At 73.8% G+C, this 19,348-nt stretch carries 19 protein-coding genes; 8 read left to right on the plus strand and 11 right to left on the minus strand.

Annotated features, from left to right (window positions below):
• Nucleotides 1-81 precede the first annotated feature (81 nt).
• From ACSNOD_RS15015 to ACSNOD_RS15025, 3 genes are all read right to left on the minus strand, one after another.
• On the minus strand, nt 82-441 hold the full coding sequence (locus ACSNOD_RS15015; RefSeq protein WP_436767412.1) for a hypothetical protein: 360 nt from the start codon (nt 439-441) through the stop codon (nt 82-84).
• A gap of 35 nt (nt 442-476) precedes the next feature.
• Nucleotides 477-884 carry a putative quinol monooxygenase gene (locus ACSNOD_RS15020; RefSeq protein WP_436767413.1) on the minus strand — a complete coding sequence of 136 codons (408 nt, stop codon included), beginning with the start codon at nt 882-884 and terminating at the stop codon, nt 477-479.
• A 109-nt stretch (nt 885-993) separates the two neighbouring features.
• Nucleotides 994-2,625 (minus strand): MFS transporter, encoded by a 1,632-nt coding sequence (locus ACSNOD_RS15025; RefSeq protein ID WP_436767414.1) that lies wholly within the window; start codon nt 2,623-2,625, stop codon nt 994-996.
• 63 nt (nt 2,626-2,688) lie between these two features.
• Here ACSNOD_RS15025 and ACSNOD_RS15030 point away from each other — a divergent pair, with 63 nt between their 5' ends.
• Nucleotides 2,689-3,450, plus strand: coding sequence for an ArsR/SmtB family transcription factor (locus ACSNOD_RS15030; protein WP_436767415.1), 762 nt, complete (start codon nt 2,689-2,691; stop codon nt 3,448-3,450).
• A 136-nt stretch (nt 3,451-3,586) separates the two neighbouring features.
• Nucleotides 3,587-3,952, plus strand: coding sequence for a PH domain-containing protein (locus tag ACSNOD_RS15035; protein ID WP_436767416.1), 366 nt, complete (start codon nt 3,587-3,589; stop codon nt 3,950-3,952).
• A 118-nt stretch (nt 3,953-4,070) separates the two neighbouring features.
• On the opposite strand, the gene sigJ is transcribed toward ACSNOD_RS15035, so the two are convergent.
• Entirely contained in the window at nt 4,071-4,955 is an 885-nt protein-coding gene (gene sigJ, locus ACSNOD_RS15040; RefSeq protein WP_436767417.1) for an RNA polymerase sigma factor SigJ, read from the minus strand.
• An 89-nt stretch (nt 4,956-5,044) separates the two neighbouring features.
• Between sigJ and ACSNOD_RS15045 the strand changes: the two genes are divergently transcribed.
• Nucleotides 5,045-5,506, plus strand: coding sequence for a carboxymuconolactone decarboxylase family protein (locus ACSNOD_RS15045; RefSeq protein ID WP_436767418.1), 462 nt, complete (start codon nt 5,045-5,047; stop codon nt 5,504-5,506).
• A 131-nt stretch (nt 5,507-5,637) separates the two neighbouring features.
• Here ACSNOD_RS15045 and ACSNOD_RS15050 read toward each other — a convergent pair whose 3' ends face one another.
• Entirely contained in the window at nt 5,638-6,978 is a 1,341-nt protein-coding gene (locus tag ACSNOD_RS15050) for an FAD-dependent monooxygenase (RefSeq protein ID WP_436767419.1), read from the minus strand.
• Nucleotides 6,979-7,145: 167 nt separating this feature from the next.
• On the opposite strand from ACSNOD_RS15050, the gene ACSNOD_RS15055 reads away from it, so the two are divergent.
• Nucleotides 7,146-7,832: a TetR/AcrR family transcriptional regulator gene (locus ACSNOD_RS15055; RefSeq protein ID WP_436767428.1), complete on the plus strand. Its 687-nt coding sequence runs from the start codon at nt 7,146-7,148 to the stop codon at nt 7,830-7,832.
• 135 nt (nt 7,833-7,967) lie between these two features.
• On the opposite strand, the gene ACSNOD_RS15060 is transcribed toward ACSNOD_RS15055, so the two are convergent.
• The gene (locus tag ACSNOD_RS15060; RefSeq protein ID WP_436767429.1) at nt 7,968-8,282 is read right to left on the minus strand and encodes an ArsR/SmtB family transcription factor; all 315 of its coding nucleotides are present in this window, start codon (nt 8,280-8,282) and stop codon (nt 7,968-7,970) included.
• A 317-nt stretch (nt 8,283-8,599) separates the two neighbouring features.
• Here ACSNOD_RS15060 and ACSNOD_RS15065 point away from each other — a divergent pair, with 317 nt between their 5' ends.
• Entirely contained in the window at nt 8,600-10,030 is a 1,431-nt protein-coding gene (locus ACSNOD_RS15065) for an FAD-dependent oxidoreductase (RefSeq protein ID WP_436767420.1), read from the plus strand.
• Nucleotides 10,031-10,040: 10 nt separating this feature from the next.
• On the opposite strand, the gene ACSNOD_RS15070 is transcribed toward ACSNOD_RS15065, so the two are convergent.
• Nucleotides 10,041-10,835 (minus strand): VC0807 family protein, encoded by a 795-nt coding sequence (locus ACSNOD_RS15070; protein ID WP_436767421.1) that lies wholly within the window; start codon nt 10,833-10,835, stop codon nt 10,041-10,043.
• Between the two features lie 283 nt (nt 10,836-11,118).
• Here ACSNOD_RS15070 and cbiE point away from each other — a divergent pair, with 283 nt between their 5' ends.
• Nucleotides 11,119-12,390 carry a precorrin-6y C5,15-methyltransferase (decarboxylating) subunit CbiE gene (cbiE, locus tag ACSNOD_RS15075; RefSeq protein WP_436767422.1) on the plus strand — a complete coding sequence of 424 codons (1,272 nt, stop codon included), beginning with the start codon at nt 11,119-11,121 and terminating at the stop codon, nt 12,388-12,390.
• Entirely contained in the window at nt 12,387-13,130 is a 744-nt protein-coding gene (cobM, locus tag ACSNOD_RS15080) for a precorrin-4 C(11)-methyltransferase (RefSeq protein ID WP_436767423.1), read from the plus strand. The genes cbiE and cobM overlap by 4 nt, the downstream gene beginning before the upstream one ends.
• Before the next feature lie 40 nt (nt 13,131-13,170).
• Here cobM and ACSNOD_RS15085 read toward each other — a convergent pair whose 3' ends face one another.
• On the minus strand, nt 13,171-14,310 hold the full coding sequence (locus tag ACSNOD_RS15085; RefSeq protein WP_436767424.1) for a cobalt-precorrin-5B (C(1))-methyltransferase: 1,140 nt from the start codon (nt 14,308-14,310) through the stop codon (nt 13,171-13,173).
• Between the two features lie 50 nt (nt 14,311-14,360).
• Here ACSNOD_RS15085 and ACSNOD_RS15090 point away from each other — a divergent pair, with 50 nt between their 5' ends.
• On the plus strand, nt 14,361-15,122 hold the full coding sequence (locus ACSNOD_RS15090; protein ID WP_436767425.1) for a cobalt-precorrin-6A reductase: 762 nt from the start codon (nt 14,361-14,363) through the stop codon (nt 15,120-15,122).
• 448 nt (nt 15,123-15,570) lie between these two features.
• On the opposite strand, the gene ACSNOD_RS15095 is transcribed toward ACSNOD_RS15090, so the two are convergent.
• Genes ACSNOD_RS15095 through cobG form a run of 3 tightly spaced genes read right to left on the minus strand, consistent with a single transcriptional unit; the run spans nt 15,571 to nt 19,279 of the window.
• Nucleotides 15,571-17,073 (minus strand): precorrin-2 C(20)-methyltransferase, encoded by a 1,503-nt coding sequence (locus ACSNOD_RS15095; RefSeq protein WP_436767426.1) that lies wholly within the window; start codon nt 17,071-17,073, stop codon nt 15,571-15,573.
• The gene (locus tag ACSNOD_RS15100; protein WP_436767430.1) at nt 17,070-17,696 is read right to left on the minus strand and encodes a precorrin-8X methylmutase; all 627 of its coding nucleotides are present in this window, start codon (nt 17,694-17,696) and stop codon (nt 17,070-17,072) included. The genes ACSNOD_RS15095 and ACSNOD_RS15100 overlap by 4 nt, the downstream gene beginning before the upstream one ends.
• Before the next feature lie 32 nt (nt 17,697-17,728).
• Nucleotides 17,729-19,279, minus strand: a complete 1,551-nt coding sequence (cobG, locus tag ACSNOD_RS15105) for a precorrin-3B synthase (protein ID WP_436767427.1) — start codon at nt 19,277-19,279, stop codon at nt 17,729-17,731.
• Nucleotides 19,280-19,348 lie beyond the last annotated feature (69 nt).

Below are 19,348 nucleotides of genomic sequence, written 5' to 3' on the forward strand. Positions count from 1 at the left end.
CCTCGTTCCCGATGCAGCACCTCGGCTCCGGCCGGTCGGGCCCGGCGGTGGACTGGGGGCCGCTGGTCGCCGTGGCGGCGGTCAGTGGTCGGTGTAGCTGAAGTCGCCCACGGTCCAGGCGCTGACGTCCTCGATCGAGACGCGGTACATCCCGCCCGTCTCCGGGATTCCCACCGTGCCCTGCAGGATGCGGGCGACGTGGAAGTGCAGATGGGTCGGCGGGCCGTCCTTCGGTGCCGACGGGCCGAAGGCGCCGGCGAAGTCGTCCAGGCGGGGCGAGTCCGCCAGAACCTCCGACACGCGCTGCCGCCACACCGCTTCGGGAGCCAGCCGGCCCGTGATGACAGTCCCTCCTGTGACCACGGTGAGGGACATCTGATTGCTCTGTTCGGACTCGACCTTGGCAGCGATGTCAACGAGCAACTCGTCAGGCTTCGACATGAGAGCCGATTCTATTCGCCCGCCGCTCACCGACATCAAGACGTTCCGTGGCTACGCGGAAGGTGATGCCGTTCGCCGGCCCCCCGCAGCGGCGGGCGGGGGCCGGACACGGGCGCGGACAGAGCCGCGGACAGGGCCGCGTCCGCGGGTGTCGACAGGCTCACCGGGGTGCTGGGGTGCACCTCGCGTTCGACGCGCGGCAGGATCTCCGGCACGTACACCTCCTGGATGGCCCTGCCCTCCCCGTGCGCCTCCCAGTGGGCGCGGCTCGCCCACCGCTCGACGAGGACGAAGCGGCCCGGGTCGTCCTGCGAGTGGTACGCCTCCCAGCTGACGCAGCCGTCCTCGGCGAGACACATCGGGCGCATACGGGCCAGGGCGCCACCGACCGGCCCGATGTCACCGGGCTCGTTGACCCGGACGATGACGATGAGGTCGAACATCACTGCTCCTCAACTGCGGTACGGGGGAGGACCACGGTGCCGGAGACGACCGCGGTACGGGAGAGATCCACGGTACGGGCGAGGTCCACGGTACGGGCGAGGGCGGGCGTCAGGACGTCGCGGCCAGCAGGGCCCCGGTGAAGAACGCCGCCGCCGCTATGACGGCCGCCGCGTGGAATCCGGCGACAAGGTTCGTCGAGGTCGCGATGAGGGTGCTGAACAGGGCGACCCCGAGGGAGTTACCGGTCTGCCGGGCCACGTTGAAGACGGCCGATGCCACCCCGGCTCGGTGGTTCGGGGCCGCCTGAACGATGGACGCGGTGGCGGCCGGAACGGTGGTGGGGGTGGCCAGACCCGTGGCGATCAGGGCGAACAGCAGCACCCCGTACGGGGTTTCCGGGCCGGCGAGCAGCCAGCCGAGGAAGCCCACCGCGCCCAGCAGCAGCGCGCAGGTCATCGGCAGCCTGGGGCCGTAGCGCGCGGTGAGGCGCCCGGACAGGGGGGCGGCCACGACGGCCATGCACACGGTGGGCAGCAGCGCGATGCCGGTGGCGAGCGCGTCGTAACCGCGTTCGGTGCGGAAGTAAAGCGTCGACGCGTAGAGCATTCCGTAGTAGCCGAGGTTGAGCAGTACGCCGATGGCGGCGGCCGAGGAGAAGGCGGGGGACTGGAAGAGCGACGGTGGGAGAAGGGGGTTGGCATCCCCGCCGGCCCTGGTCTCGAGGCGTCGCTCGTGCCGGACGAACAGCAGGAGGGCGGCCCCGGCCGCGCCGAGGGTGCCGAGGACGAGGGGCGAGGTCCAGCCACGGGCTCCGGCCTCGTTGAGGGCGCCGGCGAGCGCGGTGAGGGCGACGATGCCCAGGATTTGTCCGGTGAGGTCGAGCCCCCGGCTCCGGTTCCGGGCCCGGTTCCAGATACGGGCCCAGCTCCGGTTACGGGCCCAGCTCCGGCCGCGCTTCGGGCGCCGGTACGGGCCGGGGTACGGGTCGGGATACGGGCCGTGGCCCGGGCCGGGAGCATCGGGGCGCACCACCGACACCGGCACATGCTTCCTGGTCAGCCACGCGGCGAGGACCGCCACCGGGACGTTCAGCCAGAACGCGGCCCGCCAGTCCAGGCCGGCCACCAGCAGCCCGCCGACCAGCGGTCCTGCGGCGAAGGCGACACCCGCGACGCCGCCCCATACACCCAGAGCCTTGGCCCGGGCCGCCCTGCCGGGATACGCGGCGGCCAACAGCGCGAGCGACGTGGGCACCATCAGCGCCCCGCCGGCACCCTGGAGCAGCCGGGCTGCGATCAGGAAGCCGGGCGTCGTGGCGGCCCCGCACCCCAGGGACGCGATGGTGAAGACGCCGAGACCGGTCAGGAACACGCGGCGGTGCCCGAGGCGGTCGCCCAGGCTGCCGCCGAGCAGCAGAAGACCTGCGAAGGCCGTGCTGTAACCGTCGACGACCCAGGCCATCGCGGACGTACCGGCCGCCAGTGCGTCCCTGATCGTGGGAACGGCGACCGTGACGACGGTGACGTCGAGCATCACCAGGAAATACCCCAGGCTCAGCGCGACGAGGGGCGGCCAGGCCAGCGGCCCGTCGCCGGCGGTCCGAGCTTCTCCGGCCCGGCCCGCCCCGGGCGGCGCCTTGGCGGTGCCCGTGTCCGTGCCCGTGCCCGTGGTGGCGGTGTCCGCGGTGCTGGCGGTGTGTGCGGTGTTGGCGGCGGCCGTGTTCGTCCTGCTCACGCTCATGGTGGCGATTCTCGAACCGCAACGCTTAGTTGCTCGCCCAAGTGTGTTGGTAGGTTCGCTCGGGTGGAACAGCCGAACCATGAGCCCGACATCGCCCGCGCGGCGCAGTTGATCGCCAGTGCCTCGCGGGCCCGGATGCTCAAGGCCCTGTCCGACGGGCGGCGCTTGGCGGCGAGTGTGCTCGCCGAAGAAGCGGGCGTCAGTCCGGCCACCGCCAGCGTCCACCTCGGCCGACTGACCGAGGCCGGCCTGGTCGTCGTCGAGGATGTCGGCCGCCACCGCTACTACCGCCTGGCCGGCCCCGAGATCACCACCGCCCTGGAGGCCCTGGCCGTCATCGCCCCCGCCACGGACGAGCCCGTCACCTCGCTGCGCGCGAGCAGCCGCGCCAAGGCACTCCGCCGCGCCCGTACCTGCTACGACCATCTGGCCGGCGTCGTGGGGGTGGCCCTCATGCGATCCCTCGTCCGCCAGGACTGGCTGACTCGGCGCGTCGGGGGGACGGCGGGCGCGCACGGCACCGATCGCCCCGCGTCGTACGGCAGGGCGCTGGAGTACCGCATGACCGCTCCGGGACGTGAGCGGTTCGAGGCGTTCGGCATCGACGTCGACCAGCTCCTGTCCGCCCGTCGCCCTGCCGTCCGCTACTGCGTCGACTGGAGCGAGCAACGTCACCACCTCGCAGGGGCCCTGGGGTCCGCACTGACCCAGCGCTTCTTCGACCTGAACTGGCTCCGCTACGGCTCGGCCCCGCGCGTCGTCCACCTCACCGACGCCGGACGGCGAGGGCTGTCCACCGCATTCGGCGTTCTTCCAGCCGATTGAGCGTGCTGCCTATCCCCCGGCGGCGCCTCCCCCGTTCGCTTCACACACCTCCTGAACGCAGATGCCTGTCGGGGAAGCCATGGGCCCGCCGGACGCGCCGTGCGAAAATCGTGTGACATCAATGAGGGGGTTTGTCATGGCTTTGTTCGGCAATGCGCACACGATCGATCCGGTGGCGGCGCAGCAGGACTACGCGCGGCTGCTGGGGCACGACGAGCGGGTGCACGCCGCGTATCTGTTGATCCGGGACACCATCCTTTTCACCGACCGCCGGCTCGTCCTCATCGACAAGCAGGGGCTCACCGGCAAGAAGGTCGAGTACCACTCCATCCCCTACAAGAGCATCACCCACTTCGCGGTGGAGACCGCCGGCACCTTCGATCTCGACGCCGAACTCAAAATCTGGATCTCCGGCACTCCCGCCCCCATTCAGAAGACCTTCACCAAGGGCGTCGACATCTACGAAGTGCAGGCCATCCTCACGCAGTTCGTGGCCCGATAGCCGGCCGGCCCGCGGGCCGAGCCCGAGCCGTGGCCGGTGGCCCAGCCCGGGCCGGTGCCCGAGCCGTGGCCGGCGCCCGGGTCCTGGCCACCGAGCAAGTCCTGGACGCCGCCCAAGCTCACGCTCCCGCGTCGATGACCGCCAGGTCCAGCCGGGCAAGGCGCTCGGGGTCGGCGAGGACATTGAGCTCCACCACCCTTCCGTCGGCGATCGTGAACGCCATGACCGACAGCGGCCGGCCCCCCGCGGCCGCGACGACGCCCACGGCCCCGTTGATCAATGCCAGCCGCGCCACCTCCGCGTACCGCGCGAAGGCGATCGCCCGGCCGGCCACGGCCGTCGCCCCGCGGACCAGGGTCCCGGGACGCGAGGCACCGCCGTCGGAGCGCACCACGACGTCCGGGTGGAGCACCTCGACCAGCGCGTCGAAGTCGCCGCCGCGCGCCGCCGCGAGGTAGGCGTCGACCACCTCTCGTTGACGGGTCAGGTCCGGGTCCGGGGCGGTGGTCGCGCCCCGCACCCGGCGGCGGGCCCGGCTGGCGAGCTGTCGTGCCGCGGCCGGCGTCCGGTCGACCATGGGAGCGATCTCGTCGAAGGGCACGGCGAACATGTCGTGCAGGACGAAGGCGAGGCGTTCAGCAGGGGCGAGTGTCTCCAGCACCACGAGCAGCGCGAGACCGATCGAGTCGGCCAGCAGCACTTGGTGCTCGGGGTCGACGCCGTCCATGCCGCTCACGACCGGGTCCGGCACCCGTATGTCCAGCGGCTCCTCTCCGCGCGAGGTGCGCGACCGCAGCATGTCCAGGCAGATCCGTCCGACGACGGTCGTCAGCCACCCGCCCAGGTTCCCGATCTCCCTGGTGTCCGAGCGGTGGAGCCGCAACCACGCCTCCTGCACGGCGTCGTCCGCCTCGGCGAGCGAGCCGAGCATCCGATAGGCCACTGCCCGCAGATGGGCGCGGTGAGCCTCGAAGCGCTCGGCCAGGAAATCGTTCTCGTCCATCGGTCACATTCCTTTGTCGCGATCCGTCAGTGCGGTGACGAACGAATCACCGCCGATGTGACAGTCGGCACGACTGAGGAGCACCCGTTATGCAGGGACGTATGCGGAACCCCGCCCTGATCATCCCCGAGGCCATGCCCGCGATCCTCGGTGTGGTCAAGGCCGCGAAGAAGGGCGGTGTGCCCGAGTCGACGCTTGAACTGGTCCATCTGCGGGTGAGCCAGATCAATGGGTGTGGCTACTGCGTCGATATCGGTGTGCGCAACGCCAAGAAGGCCGGTCAGAGCGATGAGCGGCTGTTCGCGGTGGCCGCTTGGCGTGACACGCCGTACTTCACGGACGCGGAGCGGGCCGCGCTGGCGTTGTCCGAGTACGCCACCCGGCTGGCCGACCGGTCCGACCCGGTACCGGACGCGGTCTGGGACGAGGCCGCCCGGCACTTCGACGAGCAGCAGCTGGCGAGCCTCGTGCTCTGGATAGGGCTGACCAACTTCTTCAACCGTGTCAATGTCACGACGAAGCAGGTGGCCGACGCGGCGAGCTGGAGCTGAGGGCCGGGCGGCCCGTCCCGCCGCTGGGCGGCGAGGAGACCCCGTCCGCGGCGGAGCGTCCGCGGGCGGGGCGGGCATCCGCGGGCGGGGGCAGGAGCGGGGACGGTGACCAACCTGCCCCGCAACCCGGACTATGAGCTCTGTCCTGCTATCAGCTCCCTCCTGTCCGTCCGGTACGGCTGCCTGGGCCGGCCCAGCAGTGCCTCGTAGTGCGGCAGATCGAGGGAGTCGGTGGCCTTCTTGCCCGCCGCGAGCATCCAGTCGAGGACGAGCCGTCGGTTCAGCAGCCCGTTGCGTATGCGCTGCCCCGTCGAGGTGGCGGGGGCGAGGAACTTCGCAGTGCGATCCCCGCCCTTCTGGCAGCCCTGGGCGTAACCGCGCAGCCTGCTCTCGTACCGGACGAAGGCCGCGCGGTGATCTCCTCCCGCATGGTGGTCCCCGCTAGCCGGGGAGGGCTCACCGGTTCGGGAGGGCCCGCCGGTTGGGTGCGGCCGCGGCCCGCCCCTTTCAGGGCCGCGGCCGGTCAGCTCCATGGCCAGCTCGCCGGCGAGCACATAGGCGGCCACCACGGCGGTGCCGGTGCCCATGCCGCCGAGGGTGGCACCACAGGCCGCGTCGCCGACGAGGCCTATCCGGCCCGTGGACCAGCGATCGACGTCCACTCGGCTGATCGCGTCGAAGTACACCTCCGGCGCCTGTCGGAGGAATTCGAGGAGGCGCGGCACCTCCCAGCCGAGGCCGGCGAACGCCCCGGCTATCAGCGCCTTCTGCTCCTCGGTGTCATGGCGGTCGTAGGAGAGCGGAGGGGAGGCGAAGACGAAGAAGGCTCCGGCCCGAGCGGCGTCCCGGTGATCACCGCCGACGGAGGCGAACCGGCCCGGCGCGTTGTACGCCAGCGCTTCCCGCCCCACCCCGAGGTGGTTGGGCAGCGTCCAGGTGGCGGCGTAGTGGCCGAGATGGCGTACGTACCGCTCCTCCGGGCCGAACGCGAGCCGGCGCACGGTGGAGTGCAGTCCGTCCGCGCCGATCACGAGGTCGAAGACGCGCGGTGCGCGGTGCCGGAAGCGCACCTCCACACCGGCGTCGGTCTCGTGGAGGCCGGTGATCGTGTCGCCGAAGACGTACTCGGTGTACGGAAGGCTGTGCTCGTACAGCACCCGCGCCAGGTCGCCGCGGAGCACCTCCACATCGCCTCCACTGAGCTCGCCAGGCAGGCGCAGCAAGGGGCGGCCGCATTCGTCGACGAAGCGGATCGGGCTGCCACCGGTCTGGATGGCGCGCAGCTCGTCCAGGACGCCCATGCGCTCCAGCACGGTCAGGTGCGTCGTACCGCGGAAGTCGACGGCCTGGCCCCCGCCGCGCAACTCCGGCGCCAGCTCGACCACCGTGGGGGCGAACCCGTAACGCCCCAACCAGTAGGCCAGTGCCGGGCCGGCGATGCTCGCGCCCGAGATGAGAACACTCTTGCTCACGTACACCACTCCCCCGTGACGTGCGAACGAACTGTGTCCGACGGACACTTATTTCTGATGTGTACGGTAGACGCAGTTTCGAGATCCACGCAAGGGCCGACAGGAGTGAATGAGTGAGCGGTGGTGAGCACGAGAGTGTTGGCGGTGGTCGGAGCGAGGCAGTGCAGCTGCTCTGGGGACCGCGCCCCAAGCCCTCACGCGGCCCCAAGCCCGCGCTGAGCCTGGATCGCATCGCGCGGGCGGGGGTCGAGATCGCCGATGCGGAGGGCCTGCCCGCCGTGTCCATGCAGCGAGTTGCCGGCCTGCTCGACTTCACCAAGATGTCGCTCTACCGCTACGTGCCGGGGAAAGCGGAGCTGGTCGCGTTGATGGTGGAGACGGCGATCGGCGAGCCCCCACAGCAGGAGACGGTGCGGGACTGGCGGCGGGAGCTCCGCGACTGGACCCATCGGCTGGTCACCGTCTTCGATCGGCATCCATGGCTCCTGGACGCCACCGTCGGCCCGCGCGTCATGGGCCCCAAGGAACTGGCCTGGATGGAACAGGCGCTGGCGGCACTGGACGGCACGGGGCTCACGGGCAGCGAGCGAATGGACGCCGTCGTGCTGTTGACGGGCCATGTGCGTGGCATCGCCCAGCAGGCCCGCGCGGCACGACCGATGGGCGCCCCCGAGAAGCAGCTCGCGGCCGCGCTCGGCGAGTTGATGCGGGAGCACGGCGAGCGCTACCCCGCGCTGACCGCCGCGTTGACCTCGGCGCACCACTCCGGCGGGCAGGACCAGGCGCTGGAGTTCGGCCTCCACCGCATTCTGGACGGCCTGGCTGTCCTGATCACCGAGCGCTGCGCGAGCTGAGGCGGCGCCCGGCAGCGCTACGGCGCCGGGCGCGGCCCGACGCCTACGGCACGGCTTTTCCGCACGCGCACGCTTCCGCACGCGCACGCGGGCGGCCGAGCACCCGACCGCGCCCGCAGGGCCCCGCGGTCACGATCATTCGCGGGAGGTGAGCAGCTGCCCCATCGCGGCGAGCACCGACGGCTCGACCCGGTAGTAGACCCAGGTGCCGCGTCGCTCGGAGCTCAAGAGCCCCGCTTCGCGCAGCTTCTTCAAGTGGTGCGAGACGGTGGGCTGGGAAACGCCCACGTCGGAGATGTCGCAGACACACGCCTCCCCGGCCTCGTGCGAGGCGATCAGCGAGAAGAGCCGCAGGCGCACCGGGTCACCGAGCGCCTTGAACATGGCGGCGGTGAGCTCGGCCTCGACCGCCGTGAGAGGCCGCTCGGTGAGCGGGGGGCAGCACGGCATCACCCCATCGACCGCCGCCGCGAGGGTGGCCTCCACCACCCCTTCGGCCTCGGCGGTCGCATCGACCCCCGAGGTCCCACCCTTGCCGGGACCTCGGCTCGCACCGGCCGCCTTCGCCTTACCGCTCTCTTCGGCCCCGCGCGCCGCCGCGCCGCCGACCGCGCCCTCGGCGGCCGCACCCGATATCTCCAGAGCGTTGGAATTCGACATGCGTCTATCTTGACACCCATCGATGCGATGCGCCAGGCTTATCGCATCGACAAACATCGAAGCAGGGTCCTGGCGGGCCCGGCGACACGCGACCTTGGAGAAGATCGATGAGCGAATCCACCTCCCGCGAACCGCTGTCCGCCGTGGTCGTCGGCGCGGGCCCCGTAGGGCTCGCGGCCGCCGCCCACCTCGTGGAGCGCGGCCTGGAACCCGCAGTTCTCGAAGCGGGGCCGAGCGCCGCGTCATCCGTACGGGCCTGGGGCCATGTCCGGCTCTTCTCCCCCTGGTCCGAGCTGGTCGATCCGGCCGCGGCCCGGTTGCTGGAGCCCACCGGCTGGCAGCGACCACCGGACGGGCACTGTCCCACCGGCGCCGAGTGGGCGGAGCTCTATCTCCAGCCGCTCGCCGACGCGCTCGGCGACCGCGTTCGCTACGAGACCACCGTCATCGGCGTGGCCCGCCGGGGCCGGGACCGTGTCGTGGACTCCGGTCGTGCGGACCAGCCCTTCACCGTTCACACCCGCCGCTCCGGCGGCTCCGGCGGCTCCAGCGGCTCCAGCGGCTCCAGCGAGCGAGGCGAGCACGGCGACCCCAGCGATACGGTGCTGACCACGCGCGCGATCGTGGACGCCTCCGGCACCTTCACCACGCCCAATCCCCTCGGCGCGGACGGCCTGCCGGCCACCGGCGAGAGGGCCCTCGCCGACCGGATCTCCTATCTGTCCCCCGATATGGCCGACCCCGCGACGCGCACCCGGCATGCCGGTCGCCGCACCGCCGTCGTGGGCTCCGGCCACTCCGCCCTCACCGCACTGATCGCCCTGGCCGACCTCGCGAAGAACGATCCCGGCACGCGTGCCGTGTGGGTTCTGCGGCGTGACACGGTGGAACGCGCCTTCGGCGGCGGGGAGAACGATCAGCTTCCGGCGCGCGGCGCGCTCGGCCTCAAGGCCCGCCAGGCCGTGGCAGACGGACACATCGAGGTAGTCCACGGCTTCCGCGTCGAAGCCGTCGAAGAGGACGGCTCCCGGCTGGTGCTGGTGGCCGACGACGGCCGTCGCCTCGAAGATTTGGACGAGGTGATCGCCCTGACCGGTTTCCGCCCGGACCACAGCTGGGAGACCGAGCTCCGCCTCTCCCTCGACGAACGCCTCCAGGCCCCGGCCGCGCTCGCTCCTCTCATCGACCCCAACATCCACTCCTGTGGCACCGTGCCGCCCCATGGCGCCGCCGAGCTGGCCCATGCCGAGGAAGGGGTCTATCTGGTCGGCATGAAGAGCTATGGACGAGCCCCCACCTTCCTCGCCATAACGGGCTACGAGCAGGTGCGCAGCGTGGCCGCCGCGCTCGCCGGGGACCATGAGGCGGCCGGCCGAGTGGAGTTGACGCTGCCGGAGACCGGGGTGTGCGGTGGCGCGGGGCTCCCCGACATCACCGAGATCGGCCCTCCGGAGCGCCCCGGTGCGAAGACGGCGCCCGGTGGCGAGGGCAGTCGACCCGCTGTCCCCGTGGCCGCCGAGGCAGGTGGTTGCTGCTGACGGACGACGCTCAAGCCCTCTCGACGACGACAGCCGCCGCGCCCCCGAGCCGCCCCGCCGCACCCGCTCCCACGGAGCCCGCTGCGTCCGCGCCAGCCGCCTCGGCCTCGACCATCTTCTCCATCGGGTCGACGGCCCACCGGCCCCCTATGACGATCGCCAGCACCACGGCGACTCCCAGCACCACGTTGCCCAGCCAGACCATGGTGTCGACGGGCAGCGTGTAGGCGCCGACGACCCGGACCACACACTCGCCCAGCAGGGCGGCTCCCCACACGATGGAAAACGTCCGCTCGGCCCGCCGGAACCGGGCGGACCGCTCCGACAAGCGCTGCCAGGCGGCGGTCTTCTCCGCTTCGCCCTTGGTGACCCACGGCTTGAGCCCCGTGGTCATCAGCGGCCGCCCGGCAAAGGCGGTGACCAGCACCACGATGCCGATGACGCTGCTCACGGCACTGTCCTTGGCGAGCATCAGCCGCACGTCCCCGGTGACGGAACTGAGCAGCAAACTGACCACATTGACGACCAGGATCAGCGCGGCAAGGCCATTGAGCCGACGTTCCTTGACAATGCCCCAGGCCGTACGGGCCGCGGGCAGCACACTGCTCCACGCGAGGGCCGCCAAGGTGCTCATGCCACACGCCTTGGTGAGCAGGTAATAGGAGGCCATGGGCACGGCCGCGTCCACGATCAGCGGCGTGAAGCTCGCGAGCAGAGCACGGGGACGGGGATCGGCCGCCCCGGCCGCCGGGGTGGGGCCGGTCTCACCGGAGGCCTTCTGCTCGGCGGGGGCGGTCGTGCTCATGGGGAGGTCCTCCAGGTCGGGTTCCGCGTCTCGTTCTCGGACGCGTCCAGACTCGCCGGAGAAGCGCTGGGGCGGCAGGGGCAACTGTCCACGGCTCGGCATGACATTTGTCAGCCAGGTGCTGGCCCCGAGCCGAGTGCCCACCGTTGTGGCCCCGCCGATTCCTGCCGGGCGGGCACCACCGCGCCTGCCTCACGCGCACGGCGAGACCGCGCCATCGTCGTCACCAGTGGGTCAGTAGAGTTCGGGTGCCGCACGACGTCGACATTCGAGGAACGAGACCGTGACATCCGACCCGACCGGGGCCCGAGAAGGGGCCGGGCAGCTCATAGCGGTCGTGGGGATCGGGGCCGATGGGTGGCGTGGGCTCAGTGCCGAGGCGCGGGCGGCGCTGCTGGAGGCCGAGGTCCTCGTCGGCGGGCCCCGCCAGCTCGATCTGCTGCCGGCCGAGTGCGCCGGTGAACGCGTCGCCTGGCCGTCGCCCCTGCGACCCGCCGTGCCCGGGCTGCTGGCCCGCCACGCTCACCGCCGGGTCGCCGTACTGGCCAGTGGCGACCCCCTCTTCCACGGCATCGGGCGCACGCTCGCCGAACTGGTGGGCGCGGACCGGCTGCGGGTGCTGCCGCACCCGTCCTCCGTCTCCTACGCCTGCGCCCGTCTCGGCTGGGCGGTGGAGGAGACGGAGGTGATCAGCCTGGTGGGGCGGCCCCCCGCCGGGCTGGTGGCCGCGCTTCACGACCGGCGGCGGCTCCTCGTCCTCAGCGCCGGCGCCCACACCCCCGCCGAGGTGGCGGCCCTGCTGCGGGAACGCGGCTTCGGTCCCAGCCGGATGCGGGTGCTCGAACAGCTCGGGGGTGAGGGCGAGCGCCACCTCGACGGCCGGGCCGACGCCTGGCCACACCCGCCGGGCGACCCGCTCAACGTCATCGCCGTGGACTGCCGGCGAGACCCGGACGCGCTGCGGCTGTCCGCAGTGCCGGGGTTGCCCGACGCGGCGTACGACCACGACGGCCAGCTGACCAAGCGGCATGTGCGCGCGGCGACGCTCGCCGTGCTGGCCCCCGCGCCCGGGGAGTTCCTCTGGGACATCGGCGGCGGTTCCGGCAGCATCGCCATCGAGTGGATGCGGGCCCACCGCGGTTGCCGGGCGGTGACCGTCGAACGCGACCCCGTACGGGCCGAGCGCATCGCCCGTAACGCCGAGGCCCTCGGGGTGCCCGCGCTGCGCGTGGTCACCGGCGCCGCGCCGGAGGCGCTGACCGGACTGCCCACCCCTGACGCGATCTTCATCGGCGGCGGCCTCACCGCGCCCGGCCTGCTCGACGCGTGCTGGGCCGCGCTGCCCGCCGGGGGGCGGCTCGTCGCCAACACGGTGACGCTCGAGTCCGAGGCGCTGCTCGCCGACCGGTACCGCCGGCACGGCGGTGAGCTCGTGCGGCTCGCCGTCGCACACGCCACCCCCGTAGGGGGGTTCACCGGGTGGCGGCAGGCCATGCCGGTCACGCAGTGGGCCGTGGTCAAACCGGTCGACGCGCAGCGAGGAGAAGAACGATGACGGTGTACTTCATCGGTGCCGGCCCCGGCGCCGCCGACCTGATCACGGTGCGCGGGCAGCGGACGCTCGCGGCGTGCGGGGTCTGCCTGTACGCGGGCAGCCTGGTGCCGCGCGAACTCCTCGACGCCTGCCCGCCGGACGCCCGGCTCGTCGACACCGCGCGGCTCGACCTCGACCGGATCACGGAAGAGCTCGTACGGGCGCATGAGGAGGGCCATGACGTGGCCCGGCTGCACTCCGGTGACCCGGCCGTGTTCAGCGCCGTGGCCGAGCAGATGCGCCGGCTCGACGCGGCGGGGGTGCCGTACGAGGTGGTGCCGGGCGTGCCGGCGTTCGCCGCCGCGGCGGCGGCGCTCAAGCGGGAGCTCACCGTGCCGACGGTCGGGCAGACGGTCATCCTCACGCGCGTCGCCCAGCAGGCCACGCCCATGCCGGAGGGCGAGGACCTCGCCACGCTCGGCCGCAGCGGAGCCCTCCTCGTGCTGCACCTCGCGGCCCGCTACGTGGACCGGGTGGTGGAGGAGTTGCTGCCGCACTACGGCGCGGACTGCCCGGCGGCGGTGGTGGCCATGGCCAGCCGCCCCGACGAGCTCGTGCTGCGCGGGACCCTGGCGGACATCGCCACCCAGGTGAAGGAGGCGGGCGTGATACGGACCGCCGTCATCATGGTGGGTCGCACGCTGGCGGCCCAGCAGTTCCCGGACAGCTACCTCTACTCCACCGGCCGGCCCCGCGCGTAACGCTCGCGAGGCGGGCGGGCCGGGCAGGCACTAAGGGCGGTCAGGCGCGGCCGACGATCGTGCCGGCGCGGTCGATGCAGATGACGTCGACGGAGACGGGGGCCTCGCGCAGGACGCCGCGGGCGGTGTCGCGGGCGGCGGCGGCGACGAGGTCGCCGAGGGGGACGCCACGGGCCGCGCACAGCTGGACCGTCTCCAGGCCCGTGTTGGCCGCGGCGACGGCCGCCGCCAGGGCGTCGTCCGCGCCGCCCCGGCGGGCGAGCTCGGCGAGGTGGTTCTTGTCGACCTGGGAGCGGGAGGAGTGCAGGTCGAGATGGCCCGCCGCCAGCTTCGAGAGCTTGGCGAAGCCGCCGGCGATGGTGAGCCGGGGCACGGGGTGGCGGCGCAGGTACTTCAGTACGGCGCCGGCGAAGTCCCCCATGTCGAGCAGGGCGTCCTCGGGCAGCCCGTGTTCCGCGACGGCGACCTTCTCGGAGGTGGAGCCGGTGCAGCCCGCCACATGGGTGCGGCCGGCCGCGCGGGCGACGTCGATGCCGCGCCGGATGCTGTCGATCCAGGCGGAGCAGGAGTAGGGCACGACGATGCCGGTCGTGCCGAGGATGGAGATGCCGCCGAGGATGCCCAGCCGGGGGTTCCACGTGCTGCGGGCGATCTCCTCGCCGTGGTCGACGGAGATCTCGATCTCGACGTCGCCGCTGCCACCGTGGCGGGCGGCGACCTCGGCGACGTGGTCGCGCATCATCTGCCGGGGCACCGGGTTGATCGCCGGTTCGCCGACCGGCACGGGCAGCCCGGCGCGGGTGACGGTGCCCACGCCGGGGCCGGCCCGGAACACCACCCCCGAGCCGGCCGGGAGCGTCCGCACCGTGGCCCGGATCAGGGCGCCATGGGTGACATCGGGGTCGTCCCCGGCGTCCTTGACGATGCCGGCCATGGCGCGGCCCGCGCCCAGGGACTCGGCGGCGAGGGCGAACGCCGGCCGCTGCCCCTTGGGCAGGGTGATCTTCACGGGGTCGGGGAAGTCGCCGCGCAGCAGCGCGGTGTACGCGGCCGTGGTGGCGGCCGTGGCGCACGCGCCGGTGGTCCAGCCGTGCCGCAGCCCCGTACGGGCGAGCTGGGCGCCCCTGCCGCTGGGACCGCCGGCGGCGGTCTGCGGAGGCGATTGCGTAGGCTCAGCCACCGCTCCCCCTGGCCATCCCGCTCGGCCCGTACCACCCGGAGGCAGATCCGATGAGCGCGATACGGCGTCCACGCCACGTACTGATCCTCGGCGGCACGACCGAGGCGCGGCTGCTGGCGGCGCGGCTCGCCGACGACCCCGCGCTGCTCGTCACCACTTCTCTCGCGGGCCGGGTCGCCGCGCCGCGGCTGCCCGCCGGGCAGGTGCGGATCGGGGGGTTCGGCGGGCCGGACGGCCTCGCCCGGTGGCTGCGGGAGCACCGCGTGGACGCGCTCATCGACGCCACCCATCCCTTCGCCGAGACGATCAGTTTCAACGCGGCCCGGGCGGCCGCCTCCGCCCATGTTCCCTTGTTGGCTCTGCGCAGGCCCGGCTGGGTGGCCGGTCCCGGCGACCGCTGGCACTCGGTCGGCTCGCTGGCCGCGGCGGCCGAGCTGCTGCCCTCGCTGGGGCGGCGGGTGTTCCTCACCACGGGCCGGATGGGGCTCGCCGCCTTCGCCGGCCTGGACGAACTGTGGTTCCTCATGCGGTCGGTCGACGCGCCCGAGCCGCCGTGTCCGGCGCGCATGGAGGTGCTGCTGGACCGGGGCCCGTTCACGGTCGAGGGGGAGTCGGAGTTGCTGCGCCGCCACCGTATCGAGGTGGTGGTGACGAAGGACAGCGGCGGGGAGGCCACCGCCGCCAAGCTCACGGCGGCCCGGGAGGCCGGGCTGCCGGTGGTGGTGGTGCGGAGGCCGCCGGTGCCGGACGGGGTGCGGGTGGCGGCCGATCCGTCGGCCGCGCTGGGGTGGCTGCGGGACACCGTGCGGTGAGCGTCCCCCGGCCGAGCCTGCCCCGGCCGGTGCCCAGGCGATGCCCCCGACGGCGCCACCCGTCCCGGCATGCCCCGGCGTTCCCGCTGAGCCCGGCGGCACCGTGCACCCGGCGACCACCCATCCCCGGCCGGAGGCCGGGCAAGCGGGTGCCGGGCCTTGGGAGGGGTGCCCAGCCCCTCCCATCCGGGGACCGGGGAATCACCCTGCCCCGCGGGGGCGGGGTGAACAGGTCCGCGCCTCTGGTGCGGTGCGCACCCCTCCCGGCCAGAGGCCGGGCGCACGGGTCCCGCGCCTTCGGCGCGGAGCACCGCCCATCCCCGGCCGAGGCCGGGGAAAGCACTTTCCCGCCCCCTTCGGGGCGGACCACCCTCCCCCCGGCCGGAGGCCGGGGACTTGCCCGGGCCTTTGGCGCGGGGGCGCGGCGCCGCGACGCGCCGCGCGGGAGTCACCCGTAGCGGCGCGGCGTCCAGGTGATCTCCGTGTCGTCGCCGCGCCGGACCACCCGGGTCTGCGACGAGCCGACCAGCAGGATCGTGCGCATGTCGACCTCTCCGGGGTCGAGGTCGGCGAGCCGGACGATCCGTACGGACTCCTCCGGTCCGCCCACGTCGCGCGCCACCACCACCGGCGTGCCCGGCTCCCGGTGTTCGAGCAGCAGGTCCCGCGCCTTGCCCACCTGCCAGACCCGGCTGCGCGAACCCGGGTTGTACAGGGCGAGGACCAGGTCGGCCGCGGCCGCGGCGCGCAGCCGCTCCGCGATGACCTCCCACGGCTTGAGCCGGTCGGACAGGGAGACGACGGCGTAGTCGTGGCCGAGCGGCGCGCCGGCGCGGGCCGCGGCGGCGTGCGCCGCGGTCATCCCGGGCAGCACCCGCACGGGTACGTCGCGGTAGGGGTCCTCGGAGGCCACCTCCAGCACGGCGGTGGCCATGGCGAACACGCCCGGGTCGCCGCCGGAGACCACGGCCACCCGGCGTCCGCGCCGGGCGAGTTCGAGGGCGAACTCGGCCCGCTCGGACTCGACCTTGTTGTCGGAGGCGTGCCGGCACTGGCCGGGCCGTACGGGTACGCGGTCCAGATAGGTGGTGTAGCCCACCAGATCCTGGGCGGAGGCGAGGGCGCCGCGCGTCTCGGGGGTGAGCCACAGCGGCCCGGCCGGGCCCGTGCCGACGACCACGACCTCGCCGCGCTCCGGCGGCGCGGGCGGGTTGGCGATCCGGCTGGGGACGACGGCCACGGAGAAGTACGGGACCGACGCGGGGTCGGTGTCCGCCAGCGCGCCGGTGCGCTCGCCGCTCATCGTGGCGCGCTCCACGTAGCGGGCCTCCGCCAGCCGCTCGGACCGCTCCAGGGCCCGCCGCACCGTGGGGAACGTGCGGCCGAGCTTCATCACGACCGCCGCGTCGGTGGCGGCCAGGCGCGCCGCGAGCTCCTCCTCGGGCAGGGTGCCCGGCAGGATCGTCAGCACCTCGTCGGCCTCGACGAGCGGGGTGCCCAGCCGGGCGGCCGCGGCGCTCACCGAGGTGACGCCGGGGATCACCTCGGTGGGGTAGCGGTGGGCCAGCCGCTTGTGCATGTGCTGGTAGGAGCCGTAGAAGAGCGGGTCGCCCTCGGCGAGCACGGCAACGGTGCGGCCGGCGTCGAGGTGGGCGGCGAGCCGGGCCGCGGCCTCCTCGTAGAAGTCGTCGAGCGCGCCGCGGTAGCCGCCGGGGTGGTCGGTGGTCTCCGTGGTGAGGGGGTAGACCAGCGCCTCCTCGATGTGGTCGGGGCGCAGGTGCCGCTCGGCTATCGACCGCGCGATGCTCCGGCCGTGCCGGGCGCTGTGGTAGGCGACGACGTCCGCCGCGGCGATGACCTCGACGGCCCGTACGGTCATCAGGGACGGGTCCCCCGGGCCGAGGCCCACGCCGTAGAGCCGTCCGGTGGGCCGGCTGTGCTGGTCGTTCACTCTTCCTCGCTCGCTATCGCGTTGATCGCGGCGGCGGCCATCGCGCTGCCGCCGCGCCGGCCGCGGACGACCAGGTGGTCGAGGCCCGCCGGGTGGCCGGCCAGCGCCTCCTTGGACTCGGCGGCGCCGATGAAGCCGACGGGCACGCCGATGACGGCGGCCGGGCGCGGCGCGCCCTCCTCGATCATCTCCAGCAGGCGGAACAGCGCGGTGGGGGCGTTGCCGACGGCGACGACGGCGCCCGCCATGCGGTCGCGCCACAGTTCGAGGGCGGCGGCGCTGCGGGTGGTGCCCATGCGGGCGGCCAGCTCGGGCACGCCGGGCGCGGAGAGCGTGCAGATGACGTCGTTGTCCGCGGGCAGCCGCTTGCGGGTCACCCCGCTGGCGACCATGGCGGCGTCGCAGAGGATGGGCGCGCCGGCGCGCAGGGCGGCGCGCGCGGAGGCGATCACGCCGGGCGAGTAGACGAGGTCCTGGACGAGGTCGACCATGCCGCAGGCGTGGATCATCCGCACCGCCACCTGGCTCACGTCCGGCGGGAGGCCGCCGAGGTCGGCCTCGGCGCGGATGGTCGCAAAGGACTGGCGGTAGATGGCCGCGCCGTCCTTCTCGTAGTCGAACACTGTGCCCTCGTTCATGTCGTTCGGGTGGTCGTTCAGATCGTGCGTCGGGCCGCCGCGATGGCGGTGGCCGTCTCCCGCGCGGTCAACTCCCGCGCGGCCGGCTCCTGCGCGGTCGGCTCATGCGCGGTCAACTGCCGCGCGGTCGGCTCCGCGCCGGCGGGCGGTTCATCAGGCGGCGCGGCACCGTGGGCGGTGCCCCTCGCGGCACCCACGGCGGTGACGCGATAGCCGCGCCCGGTGGCCAGGACGTCGATCCAGCGGCCGTCCGGGGCGCCACCGCCGGGATGGCCGCAGCGGCGCTCGCAGCCCGACCAGTGCACGGGCGGCCGTACGGGCCCGGCCGCGCGGTGGTCCGTGGCGCTCCCGGCCAGACTCTCGGTGACGTCCGCCCGCACATCGGCGAGCGACTTCCCACAGCCGGGCCGGCCCGTACAGGCGCTGACGCCCAGCCACGGTGACGCCGGGTCCGTCACGAGGCCGGCGGCCGCGAGCGCGGCGAGGCGGGCGGGGGCCGACGTACGCGACAGGCCCGGCACGATCACCCCTCGCCAGGGGGTGACCCGCAGCTCGCCCGCGCCGTCGTCGGCCGCGCAGGCGGCCAGCAGCCGCCACTGGGCGGAGGTCAGCCGCCCCAGGGGCGCGATCACCGACAGGGCGCGCCGGCCGTCCGGTCCCCCGACCACACCCGGGGTTGGCGGGCCGCCGGCCGCCGGGGGCACGAGGTCGCCGTACGCGGCGGTGACGCCGTGCCGGGCGAGGTGGTCGCGCAGCCGCTCGGCGGTGAGGGCGTGGCGGGCGGGGAGCTCACGTATCCGCCACGCGCCGGCGACCCGGCCCGAGGCCCCGCGCCCGGTGCGGCCCGCGCCGTCAGCGGCGCCCGCCGTGCCCGCGCCGTCCGCGGCGCACGCCGTGCCCGCGTCGGTTTCGCTCGCGGCCACCGCCGCCAGGGTGAGGAACTCCTCGGCCGCCAGGACGGCGCAGCGCGGGGCGTCCGCCTCGGGCACGCGCAGCCCCGGGCCGCCGGGGCCGGCGTCGCCGACGTGGAGGGTCGCGGTGCCGTCGCCGCCGGCGACCACGGTCACGTCCGCGCCCAGCGCGGCCACGTCGCCCCGGCCGTCGTCCAGAGCGAACAGGAAGCGCCCGGACAGCCCGGCCGCGGCCGGACTCGCGCACAGCAGCGCGTCGAGGCGGCGCACCCAGTCCCGTACGTCGGCCCGGCCGGTGCCGTCGAGGCCGGTCAGCGGCGAGGCGATGACGTTGCGCACCCGCTCGTGGCGGTATGAGGGCAGCAGTCCCGCGCGGGCCAGCCGGTCGCCGAGTTCGCCGCCGACGTCCTCCGGCAGGCCGCGGAGTTGGAGGTTGCCCCGGGAGGTGATGTCGAGGTGGCCGTCACCGAGCCGGTCGGCGAGCTCGGCCAGCGCTTGCGCCTGACGGTCCGTCAGCAGTCCGCCGGGTACGCGTACGCGGGCGAGCGAGCCGTCGTCCGCCCGGTGCAGGCGCAGCGCGCCGGGGCAGGCGTCCCCGCGCTGCCGCCTCGGGGGCGGCGGCGTCGGCCCCTGGGGGGCGCTCGGGGAGAGGGGCATGGGCGGGAGCATACCCAGCCGCCTCCGGCGCGGGCAGACGGCGGCCGAGGCGCACCACCAGGGCCCGAG

It is taken from the genome of Streptomyces sp. URMC 123 (genome assembly GCF_051386515.1).
Classification (GTDB): Bacteria; Actinomycetota; Actinomycetes; order Streptomycetales; family Streptomycetaceae; genus Streptomyces.

Excerpts from the sequence above, each read along its gene's own strand:
- ACSNOD_RS15015 (WP_436767412.1), bottom strand. The coding sequence starts at position 441 with ATGTCGAAGCCTGACGAGTTGCTCGTTGACATCGCTGCCAAGGTCGAG.
- ACSNOD_RS15020 (WP_436767413.1), bottom strand. The coding sequence starts at position 884 with ATGTTCGACCTCATCGTCATCGTCCGGGTCAACGAGCCCGGTGACATC.
- ACSNOD_RS15025 (WP_436767414.1), bottom strand. The coding sequence starts at position 2,625 with ATGAGCGTGAGCAGGACGAACACGGCCGCCGCCAACACCGCACACACC.
- ACSNOD_RS15035 (WP_436767416.1), top strand. The coding sequence starts at position 3,587 with ATGGCTTTGTTCGGCAATGCGCACACGATCGATCCGGTGGCGGCGCAG.
- sigJ (WP_436767417.1), bottom strand. The coding sequence starts at position 4,955 with ATGGACGAGAACGATTTCCTGGCCGAGCGCTTCGAGGCTCACCGCGCC.
- ACSNOD_RS15045 (WP_436767418.1), top strand. The coding sequence starts at position 5,045 with ATGCAGGGACGTATGCGGAACCCCGCCCTGATCATCCCCGAGGCCATG.
- ACSNOD_RS15060 (WP_436767429.1), bottom strand. The coding sequence starts at position 8,282 with ATGCCGTGCTGCCCCCCGCTCACCGAGCGGCCTCTCACGGCGGTCGAG.
- ACSNOD_RS15065 (WP_436767420.1), top strand. The coding sequence starts at position 8,600 with ATGAGCGAATCCACCTCCCGCGAACCGCTGTCCGCCGTGGTCGTCGGC.
- ACSNOD_RS15070 (WP_436767421.1), bottom strand. The coding sequence starts at position 10,835 with ATGAGCACGACCGCCCCCGCCGAGCAGAAGGCCTCCGGTGAGACCGGC.
- cobM (WP_436767423.1), top strand. The coding sequence starts at position 12,387 with ATGACGGTGTACTTCATCGGTGCCGGCCCCGGCGCCGCCGACCTGATC.
- ACSNOD_RS15090 (WP_436767425.1), top strand. The coding sequence starts at position 14,361 with ATGAGCGCGATACGGCGTCCACGCCACGTACTGATCCTCGGCGGCACG.
- cobG (WP_436767427.1), bottom strand. The coding sequence starts at position 19,279 with ATGCCCCTCTCCCCGAGCGCCCCCCAGGGGCCGACGCCGCCGCCCCCG.